Consider the following 17,296-nt stretch of genomic DNA (forward strand, 5'->3'; position numbering starts at 1 on the left):
CACCTGGACACCCATGGCGGTCACCCCACTACCGTTAGTGAACATGAAAATTGCTTTCGTCGGGAAGGGCGGCAGCGGCAAGACCACGCTGTCCTCCCTGTTCGTCCGCCATCTCGCGGCCTCCGGGGCGCCGGTCCTCGCCATCGACGCCGACATCAACCAGCACCTGGGCGCCGCACTCGGCCTCCACGACGCCGAAGCAGCCGCGATGCCCGCGATGGGCGAGCGGATGGAGCTGATCAAGGAGTACCTCCGCGGCACGAACCCCCGCATCGCCTGCGCCGACGCGATGATCAAGACGACACCATCCGGCGAGGGCTCACGGCTGCTGCGGATCCAGGAGACCAATCCGGTGTACGACGCCTGCGCGCGGCCGGTGGAACTCGACGGCGGCGCCGTCCGTTTGATGGTCACCGGCCCGTTCACCGAGGCCGATCTCGGAGTGGCCTGCTACCACTCCAAGACGGGAGCGGTGGAGCTGTGCCTGAACCATCTCGTCGACGGCCCGAGCGAGTATGTCGTCGTCGACATGACCGCGGGCTCCGACTCCTTCGCGTCCGGCCTGTTCACCCGCTTCGACATCACGTTCCTCGTCGCCGAACCGACCCGGAAGGGAGTCTCCGTCTATCGCCAGTACAAGGAGTACGCCCAGGACTTCGGGGTCGCCCTGAAGGTCGTCGGCAACAAGGTGCAGGGGCAGGACGACCTCGACTTCCTCCGCGCCGAGGTCGGGGACGATCTCCTGGAAACGGTCGGGCACTCGGACTGGGTGCGCGCCCTGGAGAAGGGCCGGTCCTCCAGGTTCGAGTTCCTGGAGGACACCAACCGCCGTTCCCTGCGCCGGCTGCACACGGCCGTCGACGCCACGTACGAGCTGCGCGACTGGGAGCGCTACACACACCAGATGGTCCACTTCCACCTGAAGAACGCCCACTCCTGGGCCAATGCCCGCACCGGGGTCGACCTGGCGGCCCAGGTCGACCCCGGCTTCGTACTGCGTGAGGAGCTGGCGGCAACTACAGCGCCCCGATAGGGGCGCGGGGAACTGCGCGACCAGCCCCCACCCACCCGCACTCGACGAACCGCCCCGAACGCCGCGCCCAGAACGACCCGCACCCGGCGGAGCGCTACCGCTTGGCCGCCGGAGCCCCCGGTACCCCCTTGGGCGCCGGCGCCGGGCGCCCCGCCAGGAAGGTCTTCCAGCCCTCCTTCGGAGCCTCACCGACCCCGAGCGTGCGCATCTTCGCCAGCGTCTGCGGATCCTGCACGTCCAACCAGTCGGCCAGCTGCCGGAAGGAGACGCACCGGACGTCGGCCTTCGTGCAGACGCGTTCGATGACCTCCTCGACGGCACGCATATAGACGCCGCCGTTCCAGGACTCGAAGTGGTTACCGATGAGCAGGGGCGCGCGGTTGCCGTCGTGGGCGCGCTCGAAGCCCTTGAGGAGGCCGTCGCGGAACTGGTCGCCCCAGTACTCGTGCCGGCTCTCGTCGCCCGCACGCGCACCGGACTGGTTCATGTAGAAGTTGTAGTCCATGGTCAGCGTCTCGAAGCTGCGGCCGGGGACCGGGACGAGCTGCATGGACAGGTCCCACAGGCCCTGCTTCTTCGCGGGCCAGACCTGGTCGTTGACACCGCTCGTGTCATAGCGGAAGCCCAGTTCGCGGGCCGCGCTCATGAAGTTCTTCTGCCCTTCCAGGCAGGGCGTACGGCCGCCTACGAGTTCCTTCTCGTAGTCGAAGGGCAGCGGGGACGCCTTCTTCATGCCCGTGGTGGTCTTCCAGGACTTCACGAAACGTTTCGCCTGGGCGATCTCGTCCTTCCAGTCCTCCACCGACCACTCGCCGACCCCGCCCCCGCTGCCGCAGAAGTGGCCGTTGAAGTGGGTGCCGATCTCGCCGCCCTCCAGCCAGGCGAGCCGCAGCTGCTTCACGGTGTCGGCGATGCCCTGCTCGTCGTTGAAGCCGATGTCGGAGCTGCCCGGCGAGTGCTGAGGCGGCTCGTAGAGGTCGCGCTTGTCCTCCGGGAGCATGTACACGCCGCTCAGGAAGTACGTCATCGTCGCCTTGTTGGCCTTGGCCACCTTGCGGAAGCGGGAGAACAGCCGCTGACTGTCCTCACCCGCGCCGTCCCAGGAGAAGACGACGAACTGGGGCGGCTTCTGGCCGGGCTTGAGGCGTTCGGGCCTGGGCTGGTAGGGCTGGGCTCCGGTGTACGCGGTGGAGCCGTCGCCGATCAGCCGGACCGCGCTCTTGGGCGCCGGGGCCGGCGCCGCCTTCTTCGCGCCGTGCGCGCCTTCCTTCGCACCGGAGGAGCCGGTGGTTCCCGCTCCGCAGCCGGCGAGTGACGCGGCACAGGCCGCGACGGCCACGACGCCCGCGGCGATCTTCTTGGTGACGGCCATGTCCGCCCACCTCTTCCTTGGTTCGGGCCGGCGCTTTCGGGCGCGGCGCCGTCAAGGTCACACGAAGACCAAGAAGGAATTAGTACGACAAGCCGATCAAAAGTTCAGTTCACTCACCAGAGTGATCTATTAACCCATTTGCCCCGAAAATACATACACGTACTTTACTGTGCATTACGATCCATTTACCGAGCGTTGAAAATCCCGCCGCTTGCACGCCGTGACCCACGGCCGCGACCCGACCCCCCGCCATCGACGGGGGGACCACCTGTTCCGCGACCGCGCTGCCCCGGAGGAGACGGGAAACATGTCTGCCTGCGTCCCCACTCGCGCCCCCGAACCGACTCGGACGGAGCGCATGCACCAGCCCCACAGCCCCCCACCGTCACCGCCACCGCCGACCCCGCCCCGCCGCCTCCGTATCGCGGGCGCCGATGTGTCGGCCTCGATCTCGGTCTTCCTGATCGCCCTGCCCCTCTCCCTGGGCATCGCCCTCGCCACCGGCGCCCCGCTCCAGGCCGGACTGGTCGCCGCCGCCGTCGGCGGACTCGTCGCCGGACGGCTCGGCGGCTCCCCGCTACAGGTCAGCGGCCCCGCCGCCGGGCTCACCGTCGTCACCGCCGAACTCATCCAACGGTACGGATGGCGTACGACCTGCGCCATCACCGTCCTCGCCGGGCTCGCCCAACTCGGCCTCGGCTGCCTGCGCGTGGCCCGCACGGCACTCGCCGTCAGCCCCGCCGTCGTCCACGGCATGCTCGCCGGGATCGGCGTGACCATCGCCGTCGCCCAGCTGCACATCGTCCTCGGGGGTACGCCGGAGAGCTCGGTCCTCGACAACGTCCGCGCACTGCCCGCCCAGTTGGCCGGCCTGCAGCCCGCTGCCGTGTCGATGAGTGTGCTGACCCTGACCCTGCTGCTGACCTGGCCGCGGCTTCCCGGCCGGGCGGGGAGCGTGCTGCGCAAGGTGCCGGCCGCACTCGTCGCCGTCAGCGGCGCCACACTCACCGCCTCGCTCGCCGGGCTGACCCTGCCCAAGGTCGACCTGCCGTCCTGGCGCAGCCACGCGCTGGCCGGGCTGCCCGAAGGGCCCGTGCTCGGCGTCGCCGCCGCCGTGCTCACCGTCACGCTGGTGTGCAGCGTGCAGTCGCTGCTCGGCGCGGTCGCCGTGGACAAACTGGTGGCCTCCCGCCCCGACCTGCTGGCCGGAGGGGCCGGGCGGCCGGGAGCCTCGGCCCGCGTCGGCCGCTCCGACCTGAACCGTGAACTGCTCGGCCAGGGCGCCGCCAACGTCGTGTCCGGGGTGCTCGGCGGACTGCCGGTCGCGGGTGTGGCCGTGCGGAGTTCGGCGAATGTGCAAGCCGGTGCCGTGAGCCGGAACTCCACGATGCTGCACGGCGTTTTCGTAGTAGTCGCCGCGCTGCTGATGGTTCCGATCCTGGAGCTGATCCCGCTCGCCTCACTCGCCGCCCTGGTGATGGCCGTCGGCATCCAGATGGTGTCCCTGAACCACATTCGCACGGTGACCCGCCACCGCGAGGTTTTGGTCTACGTGGTGACGACCCTGGGCGTCGTCGTCTTCGGCGTCCTCGAAGGAGTGCTGTTGGGCGTCGCGGTCGCCGTCGCCGTCGCCCTCAACCGCCTCGCCCGTACCCGGATCACCTATGAAGTGAGAAACGACGAGACCGAGACAGGGGGAATCCATTACGTACACGTCCGAGGACAGTTGACGTTCCTCGCGGTGCCCCGGCTCAGCCGCACCCTGCACCTCGTACCCCCGGGGGCCCACGCCGTCGTGGAGTTGGACGGCTCGTTCATGGACCACGCGGCGTACGAATCCCTGCACCACTGGCAGAACACGCACACCGCGCAGGGCGGCACCGTCGAGGTGACCGGCCGGGCGGGGACACGTATCGCCGAGCCCGCCGACGCCTCCGACTGCCGTTGCCGGCCCTGGACACCCTGGCGCAACCACCAGTGCGAGGGCCCGGAGTCCGGACCGGGGCGCGGGGAGACGGCGGACAGGTTCGGCGGGGAGAGCGGGTGGACCGGTTCCTTCGGCTCGCCCGACCCGGCAGGCCCGGCCGACTCCGCGGGATCGTCCGGTGCCGTCGAGCCGAGCGGGCAGCAACTGGCGCGCGGTATCAGCGCGTTCCAGCGGAACACCGCGCCGCTGGTGCGCGGGGAGCTGGCCAGGCTGGCGCGTGAGGGGCAGCAGCCCTCACAGCTGTTCCTGACGTGTGCCGACTCGCGCCTCGTCACGTCGATGATCACCTCCAGTGGTCCCGGCGACCTGTTCGTCGTACGGAACGTCGGCAACCTGGTGCCGCGGCCCGGCGAGCAGAGCGGGGACGACTCGGTGGCGGCGGCGATCGAGTACGCGGTGGACGTGCTGAAGGTGCGGTCCATCACGCTGTGCGGGCACTCCGGGTGCGGGGCCATGCAGGCGCTGCTGAACATGGAGCCCGACGGGGCGCAGACGCCGCTGAGGCGGTGGCTGCGGCACGGGCTGCCGAGTCTGGAGCGGATGGCCGCGACGGACCGGCCCTGGACGCGGCTCGCCGGGCGGGCGCCCGCAGACGCGGTCGAGCAGCTCTGCCTGACCAATGTGGTCCAGCAGTTGGAGCACCTGAGGGCGCACGAGTCGGTGGCGCGGGCGCTGCGGGAGGGCGCGCTCGATCTGCACGGGATGTATTTCCACGTGGGTGAGGCGCAGGCGTATCTGCTCACCGGGGCGGTGGGCGGGGACGAGGTGTTCGATCATGTGCGGGCGGCCGGACTGCCCGCCTGACGGGGAGGGGTGAACCGGGCGACCATCACGTACGTGACCTTGGCTGTGCCCCTCGCGAAGAGGGGCACCGACGGAGGAGACCTGAGAAGGACTCAAAGGTCTAAACCAATTTTCCGTCGGCCCTTGTCAGCGGACCCCCCGGTCTGATGAGCTGTGGCCTGGGACACAACGGCCGCCCCGGCAAAGCACCGCAAGGGAGATGTCGTGAGCAACGAAAGCCTGGCCAACCTGCTCAAGGAAGAGCGCAGGTTCGCGCCACCCGCCGAGCTGGCCGCAAACGCCAACGTCACGGCGGAGGCGTACGAACAGGCCAAGGCTGACCGGCTCGGCTTCTGGGCCGCGCAGGCCCGCCGCCTGACCTGGGCCACCGAGCCGACCGAGACGCTGGACTGGTCGAACCCGCCGTTCGCCAAGTGGTTCAAGGACGGCAGCCTCAACGTCGCGTACAACTGCGTCGACCGGCATGTCGAGGCGGGCAATGGCGACCGGGTCGCCATCCACTTCGAGGGGGAGCCCGGTGACAGCCGGGCGATCACCTACGCCGAGCTCAAGGACGAGGTCTCCAAGGCCGCCAACGCCCTGATGGAGCTGGGAGTCGAGAAGGGCGACCGGGTCGCCGTCTACATGCCGATGATCCCGGAGACGGCGATCGCGATGCTGGCGTGTGCCCGGATCGGCGCCGCGCACAGTGTCGTCTTCGGCGGGTTCTCCGCGGACGCGCTGGCCACCCGCATCCAGGATGCCGACGCCAAGATCGTCATCACCACCGACGGCGGCTACCGGCGCGGCAAGCCGTCCGCGCTCAAGCCCGCCGTCGACGCGGCCGTCGAGCGTGTCGACAACGTGGAGCACGTGCTCGTCGTCCGCCGTACCGGGCAGGACGTCGAGTGGCACGAAGGCCGGGACGTGTGGTGGCACGAGGTCGTCGAGCGGCAGAGCTCCGAGCACACGCCCGAGGCGTTCGAGGCCGAGCAGCCGCTGTTCATCCTCTACACCTCCGGTACGACGGGTAAGCCCAAGGGCATCCTGCACACCTCCGGCGGCTACCTCACCCAGGCCGCCTACACCCACCACGCCGTCTTCGACCTCAAGCCGGAGACCGACGTCTACTGGTGCACGGCCGACGTCGGCTGGGTCACCGGGCACTCGTACATCGTGTACGGGCCGCTGGCCAACGGCGCTACCCAGGTGATGTACGAGGGGACGCCGGACACCCCGCACCAGGGGCGCTTCTGGGAGATCATCCAGAAGTACGGGGTGACGATCCTCTACACGGCGCCGACCGCGATCCGTACGTTCATGAAGTGGGGCGACGACATCCCCGCCAAGTTCGACCTCTCCTCCCTCCGGGTGCTGGGGTCGGTGGGCGAGCCGATCAACCCCGAGGCGTGGATCTGGTACCGCAAGCACATCGGCGGCGACGTGACGCCCATCGTCGACACCTGGTGGCAGACCGAGACCGGCGCCATGATGATCTCTCCGCTGCCCGGTGTGACCGAGACCAAGCCGGGGTCCGCGCAGCGGGCGCTGCCCGGGATCTCGGCGACCGTCGTCGACGACGAGGCGCGCGAAGTGCCCAACGGGGGCGGCGGCTACCTCGTGCTGACCGAGCCGTGGCCGTCCATGCTGCGCACCATCTGGGGCGACGACCAGCGGTTCCTCGACACGTACTGGTCCCGGTTCGAGGGCAAGTACTTCGCGGGTGACGGCGCCAAGAAGGACGACGACGGCGACATCTGGCTGCTCGGGCGCGTGGACGACGTCATGCTCGTCTCCGGGCACAACATCTCCACCACCGAGGTCGAGTCCGCCCTTGTCTCGCACCCGTCCGTCGCCGAAGCGGCCGTGGTGGGTGCCGCCGACGAGACGACCGGGCAGGCCATCGTCGCCTTCGTCATTTTGCGCGGCACCGCCACCGAGACCGACGGCCTCGTCGGCGAACTGCGCAAGCACGTCGGTGACGTCCTCGGCCCGATCGCCAAGCCCAAGCGCATCCTGCCGGTCGCGGAGCTCCCCAAGACGCGCTCCGGAAAGATCATGCGCCGCCTGCTGCGCGACGTCGCCGAGAACCGGGAACTGGGTGACGTGACGACCCTGACCGACTCCACCGTCATGGACCTCATCCAGACGAAGCTGCCCTCGGCCGGCAGCGAGGACTAGAAGAGGACCGGAAGAGGACCAGAGACCGACAAGAGGTCGACGAGAGATCTGCGAGAGGGGTTCCTCTGGGCGGCGCATCCCGCGCACCTTGGGTAGGCTAAAGATCGCGTCAAAAACGCGACAGGATCCGCGAGGATCGCCAAGGTGCGCCGGGAAGTCTGGTCGGCATGCGTTCCGTGCTGCCCACCGACCGGAGGACTCCCCGTGGCCGCCCCCCGTACCGCCAGCCGCAAGCTCCTCGGACGGCTCTCGCTGCCCGAGCGGACGTACGTCGCGGACGCCCTGCGGACCGAGACCGTCGGCGGGGTGCTGCTGCTCGTCGCCGCGATCACCGCACTGATCTGGGCGAACACCCCGATCAAGGACAGCTACGAGGCAGTCCTCGGCTTCCACGTCGGGCCCGCCGCCCTCGGGCTCGACCTCTCCCTCCAGCACTGGGCCGCCGACGGACTGCTCGCGGTCTTCTTCTTCGTCGCCGGCATCGAACTCAAGCGCGAACTCGTCGCCGGTGATCTGCGTGACCCGAGGGCCGCCGTACTGCCCGTCGTCGCCGCCCTGTGCGGCATGGCCGTACCGGCGCTCGTCTACACCCTCACCAACGTCACCGGCGGCGGTTCGCTCGCCGGCTGGGCAGTGCCCACGGCCACCGACATCGCCTTCGCGCTCGCCGTGCTCGCCGTCATCGGTACGTCCCTGCCGAGCGCCCTGCGCGCGTTCCTGCTGACGCTCGCCGTCGTGGACGACCTCTTCGCCATCCTGATCATCGCGGTCTTCTTCACCGACGACCTGAACTTCGCCGCGCTCGGCGGTGCGATCGTCGGCCTCGTCGTCTTCTGGCTGCTGCTGCGCAAGGGCGTACGCGGGTGGTACGTGTACGTCCCGCTCGCGCTGGTCATCTGGGGGCTGATGTACAACAGCGGCATCCACGCCACCATCGCCGGTGTCTCGATGGGCCTGATGCTGCGGTGCACGACCCGGACCGAGAACGGGGAGAAGCACTCGCCCGGCGAGCACGTCGAGCATCTGGTGCGCCCCTTGTCCGCCGGGCTCGCCGTGCCGCTGTTCGCCCTGTTCAGTGCGGGTGTCTCGGTGTCCGGCGGGGTGCTGGGAGACGTGTTCACGCAGCCCGAGACGCTCGGGGTCGTGCTCGGGCTCGTCATCGGGAAGACACTCGGGATCTTCTGCGGGACCTGGCTGACGGCACGTTTCACCCGCGCCTCGCTCAGCGACGACCTCGCCTGGGCCGACGTCTTCGCCGTCGCCTCGCTCGCCGGGATCGGGTTCACCGTCTCGCTGCTGATCGGTGAACTCGCGTTCGACGGCGACCCCGCGCTCACCGACGGGGTCAAGGCCGCCGTCCTGTCCGGCTCGCTCATCGCCGCGACCGCCGCGACCGTACTGCTGAAGATGCGAAACGCCAGGTACCGCAAGCTCTGGGAGGCGGAGGAACGCGACGACGACCTCGACGGCATCCCCGACATCTACGAGGAGCACGATCCGGCGTACCACCTGCGCATGGCCGACATCCACGAGGGGAAGGCGGCGGAACACCGACGCATCGCCGGGCTCAAGGCCGCCGAACTGGAGGCCGCCGAGCGGGACCGGCTTGCCGAAGTGGTGGGCGGGGCGGGCGACGAGGGTGACGGTCCGGCATGATCTGACACGTAGACGTCAGACATGCGGCCGGACACCCGGTCAGGTGCGTACGCCCGGCGCGTACGTTCAGGCATCCGAGCAGGACGACCAACACAACAGGGAGATCTCGATGAGCGCACCCGACGGCAGCCCGGTCGGCGCCGAACGCAGCATCGGCCAGTTGTTCGCCTCGGCGACGACCGAGATGTCCGCGCTGGTGCACGACGAGATCGCGCTGGCGAAAGCCCAGCTCAAGCAGGACGTGAAGCGCGGCGTGACGAGCGGCGGCGCGTTCACGGTGGCCGCCGCCGTACTGGTGTTCTCCCTGCCGATGCTCAACTTCGCGCTGGCGTACGCCATTCGGACCTGGAGCGACTGGAACCTCGCGGTCTGCTTCCTGCTGTCGTTCGCCGCGAACGTCCTCCTCACCGTCCTCCTGGTGCTGGTCGGCGTCGTCTTCGCGAAGAAGGCCAAGAAGGGCAAGGGCCCGCAGAAGGTCGCCGCGTCCATGAAGGAGACGGCGGGCGTCCTCCAGAACGCCAAGCCGCACCCCCGGCCCGCCCCGGTAAGTGACGCGGTCGAGGTTGTGGCACGCTCGTCCTCATGACGGACCCCGCCACACCCTCGGCGCAACCCGCCTCGGCCGTACGGCTCGATCTTCCCGGTGGGCGCGAAGTGATCCACCGGGATGTCGCCGCGAACGGCGCCCGGTTCCACATCGCCGAGGTGGGCGACGGACCGCTGGTCATGCTCGTGCACGGGTTCCCGCAGTTCTGGTGGACGTGGCGGCATCAGCTGACCGCCCTCGCCGACGCCGGCTTCCGGGCCGTCGCCATGGACCTGCGGGGCGTGGGCGGCAGCGACCGTACGCCCCGGGGTTACGACACCGCGAACCTCGCCCTCGACATCACGGGCGTCGTCCGGTCCCTGGGTGAACCCGACGCCGCGCTGGTCGGCCACGACCTGGGCGGATACCTGGCGTGGACGGCCGCGGTGATGCGCCCCAAGCTGGTACGACGGCTCGTGGTCGCCTCGATGCCCCACCCCCGGCGCTGGCGCTCGGCGATGCTCTCCGACGTCAAGCAGACGGCCGCCAGCTCCTACATCTGGGGGTTCCAGCGGCCCTGGCTCCCCGAGCGGCAGCTCATCGCGGACGACGGGGCGCTCGTCGGGCGGCTGATCCGGGACTGGTCGGGCCCGCGGCTGCCCGACGACGAGGCGGTGGAGGCGTACCGCAGGGCCATGTGCATCCCGTCCACCGCGCACTGCGCGATCGAGCCGTACCGCTGGATGGTCCGCTCGATGGCCCGTCCGGACGGCATCCAGTTCAACCGGCGAATGAAGCGGCCGGTGCGGGTGCCGACGCTCCATCTGCACGGCTCACTCGATCCGGTACTGCGCACCCGCAGTGCGGCCGGCTCCGGGGAGTACGTCGAAGCGCCGTACCGCTGGCGCCTGTTCGACGGGCTGGGACACTTCCCGCACGAGGAGGATCCGGTCGCGTTCTCGACGGAACTGGTCAACTGGCTGAAGGACCCCGAACCGGACCGGTGACCGGGCAGGGGGGAGGGTGCCGGCACGCCCGGTATCCGAGAACTGGAACAGGTGTACTACGAACAGCCAGTTGCCCGGTGCATAGGCCGATTGGGGGCCCGTGGGGCGGTTATCGACCTTGGGGCAGGGGCAGACGTCGGGGTATGGGCTGGACGCACGACTACAGTGACGCCGCACGCAATCGCCGCTCGGGCCACGGTCCGAGCTCCCACCAGGGAGGTTCCCCGCATATCGCGGGGACCGATCTGAGGGTGGGAATCCCGCGCATCCTGCGCCGTCGGGCCCTCTGGGTCTCGATGCGCCTGCGCCACCCCCGCCCCTGAGCCCGTAAGGGCTTCAGAGCGCGCAACTGTCGCTGTCCACCTGCTGGTTGGCGGTGCGCCCCTGGGCGATGTCCTCCTGGATCTCGTCCGCCGTGAGCGCGTAACCGGTGTTCGGGTCGTCGAGGGACTTCGCGAAGACCACGCCGTACACCTTGCCGTCGGGCGTGAGCAGGGGGCCACCGGAGTTGCCCTGACGGACGGTCGCGAACAGTGAGTAGACATCGCGGCGGACCGTGCCGCGGTGGTAGATGTCCGGGCCGTTCGCCGTGATGCGACCACGCACGCGCGCGGGACGGACGTCGTACGAACCGTTCTCCGGGTAACCGGCGACGATCGCGCTCTTCCCGCTGTTCGCGTCCTCGGTCGCGAACTTCAGCACGGGCGCGCGCAGATCGGGTACGTCGAGTACGGCGATGTCGCGCTCCCAGTCGTAGAGGACGACCGTCGCGTCGTACTTCCTGCCCTCGCCGCCCACCTGGACGGTGGGCTCGTCCACACCGCCGACCACGTGTGCGTTGGTCATCACGCGCCGATCGCCGAAGACGAAGCCGGTGCCCTCCAGGACCTTGCCGCAGCTCTGGGCGGTGCCCATGACCTTGACGATCGAACGCTGGGCGTTGACGGCGACCGCGCTGTTGGCGAGCGCGGGGTCGGGCGGATCGACGTCCTTGATGGGCTCGTTGGAGAACGGGCTGAAGACCTGCGGGAAGCCGTTCTGCGCGAGGACCGAGGTGAAGTCCTTGAACCAGTTGTCGGCATCGGAGGGCAGCACCTCCGACACACCTGCCAGCACCTTGGAGCCGCGGACCTCCTTGCCCACCGTGGGCATCGTGGTCTGCGCGAGGGCGGCGCCGATCAGCCAGGCGACCAGGAGCATCGCGACGACGTTGACGAGGGCCCCGCCGGTCGCGTCGAGGGCGCGGGCGGGCGACCAGGTGATGAATCGGCGCAGCTTGTTGCCGAGGTGAGTGGTCAGGGCCTGGCCGACGGAGGCGCAGACGATCACGATGACGACCGCGACGATGGCGGCGGTCGTACTCACCTCGGCCTCGTCGGTCACGCCGTCCCAGACGACGGGCAGCAGATAGACGGCGACGAGACCGCCGCCCAGGAAGCCGGTCACCGACAGGATGCCGACGACGAACCCCTGGCGGTAGCCCACGATCGCGAACCACACGGCGGCGACCAGCAACAAGATGTCCAGCACGTTCACAAGGGCCACCCTGTCACGCGCGCCAGTCCAGCGGGACCTGCTTGTTTCTGTCCCAGGGGCGCTCCCAGCCCGAGTAGTGCATCAGCCGGTCGATGATCCCGGCCGTGAAGCCCCATACGAGGGCCGATTCGACCAGAAATGCCGGACCCTTGTGGCCGCTTGGGTGCACGGCGGTCGCACGGTTGGCCGGATCCGTGAGATCCGCCACGGGGACCGTGAACACCCGGGCCGTCTCGTTCGGGTCGACGACCCCGACCGGCGTCGGCTCTCGCCACCAGCCCAGCACCGGCGTGACGACGAAGCCGCTCACCGGGATGTAGAGCTTGGGCAGCACACCGAAGAGCTGGACGCCGGCCGGATCGAGCCCCGTCTCCTCCTCGGCCTCGCGCAGCGCGGCCCGCAGCGGACCGTCGCCCTGCGGATCGCCGTCCTCGGGATCGAGGGCCCCGCCGGGGAAGGAGGGCTGGCCGGCGTGGGAGCGCAGCGAAGTGGCCCGCTCCATGAGCAGCAGCTCGGGCCCGCCGCCGCCATCGCCGCCGTCGCCGCCCTCGTGGCCGGCCTTCCCCTCGCCCTCTCCGAAGAGGATCAGTACGGCCGACTGGCGGCCGGCGCCGTCCTCGGGCGGCAGGAAGCGGCTCAGCTGGAGCGGCTCGACCGTCTCGACGGCGTGCACCATCGGATCGAGCCAGCCGGGCAAGCCGTCCTTGCTGAGCGTTGCCTCGCCGCCCTGTGTGTTGCTCGCGCGCGTCACCGCCACCCCCGTTCTGCTGCTTCCAACGCCTGCGGCTGCCCTGTTGGTTCCGTCGATGCCGGATGGCTCCCGGGCATCGCCTCGCACCTCGCCCCGGGCCTCATCCGGCCGCCGGCGGCGACGCCGGGATGCCGCCCGCGTCGAGATAGGCCTGCGGCGGGTTCAGCCGCTGGCCGGGGAAGCCGCCCTTCTCGTACTTCAGGAGCTTGTGTGCCTTCTCCGGGTCCGTCTCGCCCTCCCCGTACGCCGGGCAGAGCGGGGCGAGCGGGCAGGCGCCGCAGGCGGGCTTGCGGGCGTGGCAGATACGGCGGCCGTGGAAGATCACGTGGTGCGAGAGCATCGTCCAGTCACTCTTGGGGAAGAGCGTGCCGACGGCGGCCTCGATCTTGTCCGGGTCCTTCTCCGCCGTCCACTGCCAGCGGTGCACCAGCCGCTGGAAGTGCGTGTCCACGGTGATGCCGGGGCGTCCGAAGGCGTTGCCGAGCACGACGAAGGCCGTCTTGCGGCCCACACCGGGGAGTTTGACGAGGTCTTCGAGGCGGCCGGGCACCTCGCCGCCGAACTCCTCCGACAGGGCCTTGGACAGCCCTATGACGGACCTGGTCTTGGCCCGGAAGAAGCCGGTCGGGCGCAGGATCTCCTCGACCTCCTCGGGGTTGGCGGCGGCCAGGTCCTCGGGGGTGGGGTACTTGGCGAAGAGGGCGGGGGTCGTCTGATTGACCCTCAGGTCGGTCGTCTGGGCCGACAGGACCGTGGCTACGAGCAGTTGGAAGGAGTTCTCGAAGTCCAGCTCGGGGTGGGCGTACGGATAGACCTCGGCGAGCTCCCGGTCGATCCGGCGAGCACGCCGGACGAGCGCGGTGTGCGACTCGTCGCGGGGCGGCTTCGGGGCGGCGACCTTGGAAGCGGGGTTCGGGGCGGCGACCTTGGAGACGCCCGTCTTGGGGGCGGCTGCTCTGGCGACGCCAGCCTTGGAGGCGCCAGCCTTGGAGGCGCCAGCCTTGGAGGCGCCAGCCTTGGAGGTGGCTGTCCTGGAGGTGGCCGTCCCGGAGGTGGCCGTCCCGGAGGTGGCCGTCCTGGAGGTGGCCGTCTTGGAAGCAGTGGCTTTGGAGACGGGCTTGGCGGCAGCCGACTTCGCGGGGGCGGCCTTCTTGGTCGCGACCGCCTTCGTCGCGACCTTCTTGGTCACGGCCGACTGCTTCGCGACCGCCTTCGTCACGGCCGGCTTCTTCGCCGCCGCGGAGGCAACCCCCTTCGCCGGTGCGGCCTTCTTCACCGTCCCGGCCGACCGTGCGGCCTGCTTCTCCGGGGGGCCCTTCACGTCCGTCCCACCCGCCTCGGTCGTCCCTGTCACCTTCTTGGCGGCTTTCTCCACCGACATCACCTCTGCCGCTTTCTCCGCATTCCGACCCCCACCCGCACCCTGTTCGCCCACAGCGGAATCAAGCCTGGGGGTCACCTGCTCAGCCCCCTTGGCCTGTGCTCTCACCGGCGATTTGGACACCCGGCCAGCCTAGAGCCCGGCACTGACATCCGCCCCGGACCCTGGAGATCGGCGCCCAATTGGCCCCCTGCCACACTGATCGGGAGACCCGTGCGGCATCCTTGTGACAGATCACACTGTTTGGACCGTCCGGCAAGATGGGGAACACGGTCCCCGTTAACCGGGGAGCAAGATCCCCTGAGCAGGTCGACAAGGAGAGAACTCGTGGACGACGTTCTGCGGCGCGCCCCGCTCTTCGCGGCGCTGGATGACGAGCAGGCCGCGGAGCTCCGCGCCTCCATGAGTGAGGTGACTCTCGCGCGCGGTGACGCCCTGTTCCACGAGGGCGACCCGGGTGACCGGCTCTACGTGGTCACCGAGGGCAAGGTCAAGCTCCACCGCACGTCCCCGGACGGGCGCGAGAACATGCTGGCCGTCCTCGGCCCCGGCGAGCTGATCGGCGAGCTGTCGCTGTTCGACCCGGGCCCGCGCACCGCCACGGCCACCGCACTGACCGAGGTCAAGCTGCTCGGCCTCGGCCACGGCGACCTCCAGCCCTGGCTGAACGCCCGCCCCGAGGTGGCCGCCGCGCTCCTGCGCGCTGTCGCCCGGCGCCTGCGCAAGACCAACGACCAGATGTCCGACCTGGTCTTCTCCGACGTGCCGGGCCGTGTCGCGCGTGCCCTGCTCGACCTCTCGCGCCGCTTCGGCGTGCAGTCGGAGGAGGGCATCCACGTCGTGCACGACCTGACCCAGGAGGAGCTGGCCCAGCTCGTCGGCGCCTCCCGCGAGACGGTCAACAAGGCGCTCGCCGACTTCGCGGGCCGCGGCTGGCTGCGCCTGGAGGCGCGGGCCGTGATCCTGCTGGACGTGGAGCGCCTCGCGAAGCGTTCGCGCTAGCCGGGAGCCGTCCGTACACGTGAGAGGGGCCCTGCCGCACGGCGGGGCCCCTCTCACATTTCAACGGGTTCACCGGGGCGGGGTCCGTGCGGTGACGAGAACACGTGCTGAACGGAAGCAAGGGGTGGGTCGGATGCACCAGGACAGAGCGCCCGAGTCGGTCTGGGCGGCGGCGCCGGAGCCCGCGAAGCGCCGGTTGCGCCTGTTCCGCCGGGACCCGGAGGCACAGACGCTGTGGCAGTCGGAGTTCGAGCAGCAGGACCTCGGCGAGCCGCTCGGTCTGTGGGCGACGGACGAGGCGGTGGCCCTGGCCCGCTTCGACCGCGTGACGGCGTACGCACCGGCGACCGGTGAGCCCCTCTGGACCTGGCAGCCGCCGGGCCGGGACGTGATCGTCAGGGTGTCCCAGGACACCCAGAACGGCCTGGGTGTCGTCCTGCACCACGACGACGGCGAGCCGGCCGCCACGCACGTCCGCCTCACCGCCCTCGCTCTCGGCTCCGGGGCCGTGGCCTGGTCGCGCGAGCAGGCGAAGGACCAGCTGGGACAGGTCGGCACCGACCACGCGCGCGAGGTGGCGATCGGCGGCGGCCGGACAGCGACCGTCTCCAGCCGGGAGGCGGACGCGCCGCCGGTCGTCCGGTGTCTCGACACGCGCACCGGCGCCGTCCAGTGGGAGCGGTCGCTCCCGGACCAGTGGGGCGACGGGTTCTCCGTCCTGGCGACGGACCCGCCGGTCCTGTCCGTCCGCGACGACGGCAAGCGCTCCCGCCCCCGGCTGTACGTGGTCCGCGAGGACGGCCAGTGGCACGTCGAACTTCCCGGCGGATACAAGGACTTCGGGCCCGCGGTCGCCGTCGTCGGCGACACGCTCGCCGTCGGACTGGAACCGGACGAACCCGCCGACGACGAGAAGAGCGCCGACACGCTCCTGCGCGCCTACTCCGTCCAGACCGGCGACCAGCTCTGGGAGTGGCGTGTGGATCACGGCCGTACGCTCCATCCTCTGGCCCACCGCGGGTACTTCCTGGTGGGCAACGGCTACGGCAGCCGCGTGACCGTCCTCGACCCCGCCGACGGCCGGGTCGTCGCGGAGCGCAGGTTCCCCGGCTTCAGCTACCGGGCACGGTACGCGGCCTGGAGCGACCGCCTGGCCGTGGTCTGCCACGCGGTGAGCGAGACCCGCCGTCTGCGCGTGTTCCGCTGGAGGTGACGTGACGTACGGGGTGTCGGCGCGCCCGGGGCTGGACGAGCACGGGTTCATCGCGCGTGAGGGCTCCCTCGCGCGCGTGCCGCCCGCTTTCCGGCCCGTCGTCGGCGCGGCCCGCGACCGGGTCGTCGACGTCTTCGGGGCGCGGCTGCACAGCGCGTACGTCTACGGGTCGATCCCGCGCGGCACCGCGCGCGTGGGCCGCAGCGACCTGGACCTTCTCCTCGTCCTGCGTGAGGAGCCCACGGAGGCTGACCGGGCGGCGGCCCGCGCGCTGGACGCGGCTCTCGACGACGAGTTCGAGCAGATCGACGGCTCCGGCACGCTGCTGGCCTCGCGGGCACAGGCGCTGAGTGACCTGGAGAGGCACGACCTGGGCTGGTTCGTGGCCTGCCTCTGCACGCCCCTACTCGGCGAGGACCTGGCCGGGCACCTGCCCCGCTACCGTCCCGACTCCCTCCTCGCCCGCGAGACCAACGGCGATCTGGCCCTGTGCCTCCCGCGCTGGCGACGCCAGATCGCCGAGGCGACCGCCCCGGGGGCTCCTCCGGGGGCGGTACGCGCACGCGTGCGGGGCATCTCGCGCCGCCTGGTGCGTACGGGCTTCACTCTCGTCATGCCGCGCTGGGAAGGCTGGACCAGCGATCTGTACGAGATGGCCGAGGCATTCGCCGCGTACTACCCGGAGTGGGGCCAGCCCATGAGGGAGGTGGCGGCGCTGGGTCACGAGCCGACGGACGACCCGGCCGTCCTGCGGTCGTTCCTGCGCTCGCACGTCGAGGAGCTGGGCCCGTGGCTCGCCGGGGAGTACACGCGCGTGCACGGCGTCAAGGCGCCCAGGCCCGAACCCGAATAGGGGCCCGGGCCGGGG

Annotated in this window: 14 protein-coding genes; 10 read left to right on the plus strand and 4 right to left on the minus strand. The window is 70.4% G+C overall.

The genetic code is table 11. From position 1 onward, the window contains the following. Positions 1-43: 43 nt before the first annotated feature. A complete protein-coding gene (locus tag G3I71_RS03755) occupies positions 44-1,033 on the plus strand; it encodes an ATP-binding protein (RefSeq protein ID WP_164312469.1) in 990 nt (329 codons plus the stop codon). Positions 1,034-1,127: 94 nt separating this feature from the next. Here G3I71_RS03755 and G3I71_RS03760 read toward each other — a convergent pair whose 3' ends face one another. Further along, positions 1,128-2,405, minus strand: coding sequence for a hypothetical protein (locus tag G3I71_RS03760; RefSeq protein ID WP_164312470.1), 1,278 nt, complete (start codon positions 2,403-2,405; stop codon positions 1,128-1,130). A gap of 307 nt (positions 2,406-2,712) precedes the next feature. On the opposite strand from G3I71_RS03760, the gene G3I71_RS03765 reads away from it, so the two are divergent. The 6 genes from G3I71_RS03765 (at position 2,713) to G3I71_RS50835 (ending at position 10,868) form a co-directional block, all read left to right on the plus strand. Beyond that, complete coding sequence (locus G3I71_RS03765; protein ID WP_164312471.1) at positions 2,713-5,196, plus strand: SulP family inorganic anion transporter; 2,484 nt, start codon at positions 2,713-2,715, stop codon at positions 5,194-5,196. A gap of 204 nt (positions 5,197-5,400) precedes the next feature. Then, on the plus strand, positions 5,401-7,356 hold the full coding sequence (gene acs, locus G3I71_RS03770) for an acetate--CoA ligase (RefSeq protein ID WP_343242837.1): 1,956 nt from the start codon (positions 5,401-5,403) through the stop codon (positions 7,354-7,356). A 204-nt stretch (positions 7,357-7,560) separates the two neighbouring features. Continuing rightward, a complete protein-coding gene (nhaA, locus tag G3I71_RS03775; RefSeq protein WP_164312473.1) occupies positions 7,561-9,012 on the plus strand; it encodes a Na+/H+ antiporter NhaA in 1,452 nt (483 codons plus the stop codon). A 109-nt stretch (positions 9,013-9,121) separates the two neighbouring features. Then, positions 9,122-9,598 carry a phage holin family protein gene (locus tag G3I71_RS03780; RefSeq protein ID WP_164312474.1) on the plus strand — a complete coding sequence of 159 codons (477 nt, stop codon included), beginning with the start codon at positions 9,122-9,124 and terminating at the stop codon, positions 9,596-9,598. Then, entirely contained in the window at positions 9,595-10,545 is a 951-nt protein-coding gene (locus G3I71_RS03785) for an alpha/beta fold hydrolase (RefSeq protein WP_164312475.1), read from the plus strand. Before G3I71_RS03780 ends, G3I71_RS03785 begins: the two co-directional genes overlap by 4 nt. A 143-nt stretch (positions 10,546-10,688) precedes the next feature. Further along, a complete protein-coding gene (locus tag G3I71_RS50835) occupies positions 10,689-10,868 on the plus strand; it encodes a hypothetical protein (RefSeq protein WP_164312476.1) in 180 nt (59 codons plus the stop codon). Between the two features lie 13 nt (positions 10,869-10,881). Here G3I71_RS50835 and G3I71_RS03795 read toward each other — a convergent pair whose 3' ends face one another. The 3 genes from G3I71_RS03795 to nth all read right to left on the minus strand — a co-directional run bounded on the left by G3I71_RS03795 (position 10,882) and on the right by nth (position 14,021). Next, positions 10,882-12,081, minus strand: a complete 1,200-nt coding sequence (locus G3I71_RS03795; RefSeq protein ID WP_164312477.1) for a MarP family serine protease — start codon at positions 12,079-12,081, stop codon at positions 10,882-10,884. A gap of 13 nt (positions 12,082-12,094) precedes the next feature. Continuing rightward, complete coding sequence (locus tag G3I71_RS03800) at positions 12,095-12,832, minus strand: CoA pyrophosphatase (RefSeq protein WP_164312478.1); 738 nt, start codon at positions 12,830-12,832, stop codon at positions 12,095-12,097. A 100-nt stretch (positions 12,833-12,932) separates the two neighbouring features. Continuing rightward, a complete protein-coding gene (nth, locus tag G3I71_RS03805) occupies positions 12,933-14,021 on the minus strand; it encodes an endonuclease III (protein WP_164312689.1) in 1,089 nt (362 codons plus the stop codon). A 519-nt stretch (positions 14,022-14,540) separates the two neighbouring features. Between nth and G3I71_RS03810 the strand changes: the two genes are divergently transcribed. From G3I71_RS03810 to G3I71_RS03820, 3 genes are all read left to right on the plus strand, one after another. Next, complete coding sequence (locus G3I71_RS03810; RefSeq protein WP_006382668.1) at positions 14,541-15,215, plus strand: Crp/Fnr family transcriptional regulator; 675 nt, start codon at positions 14,541-14,543, stop codon at positions 15,213-15,215. A 133-nt stretch (positions 15,216-15,348) separates the two neighbouring features. After that, complete coding sequence (locus G3I71_RS03815; protein ID WP_164312479.1) at positions 15,349-16,428, plus strand: PQQ-binding-like beta-propeller repeat protein; 1,080 nt, start codon at positions 15,349-15,351, stop codon at positions 16,426-16,428. A gap of 1 nt (position 16,429) precedes the next feature. Further along, complete coding sequence (locus tag G3I71_RS03820) at positions 16,430-17,281, plus strand: nucleotidyltransferase domain-containing protein (protein ID WP_343242838.1); 852 nt, start codon at positions 16,430-16,432, stop codon at positions 17,279-17,281. Positions 17,282-17,296 lie beyond the last annotated feature (15 nt).

It is taken from the genome of Streptomyces sp. SID12501, from assembly GCF_010550245.1.
Classification (GTDB): Bacteria; Actinomycetota; Actinomycetes; order Streptomycetales; family Streptomycetaceae; genus Streptomyces.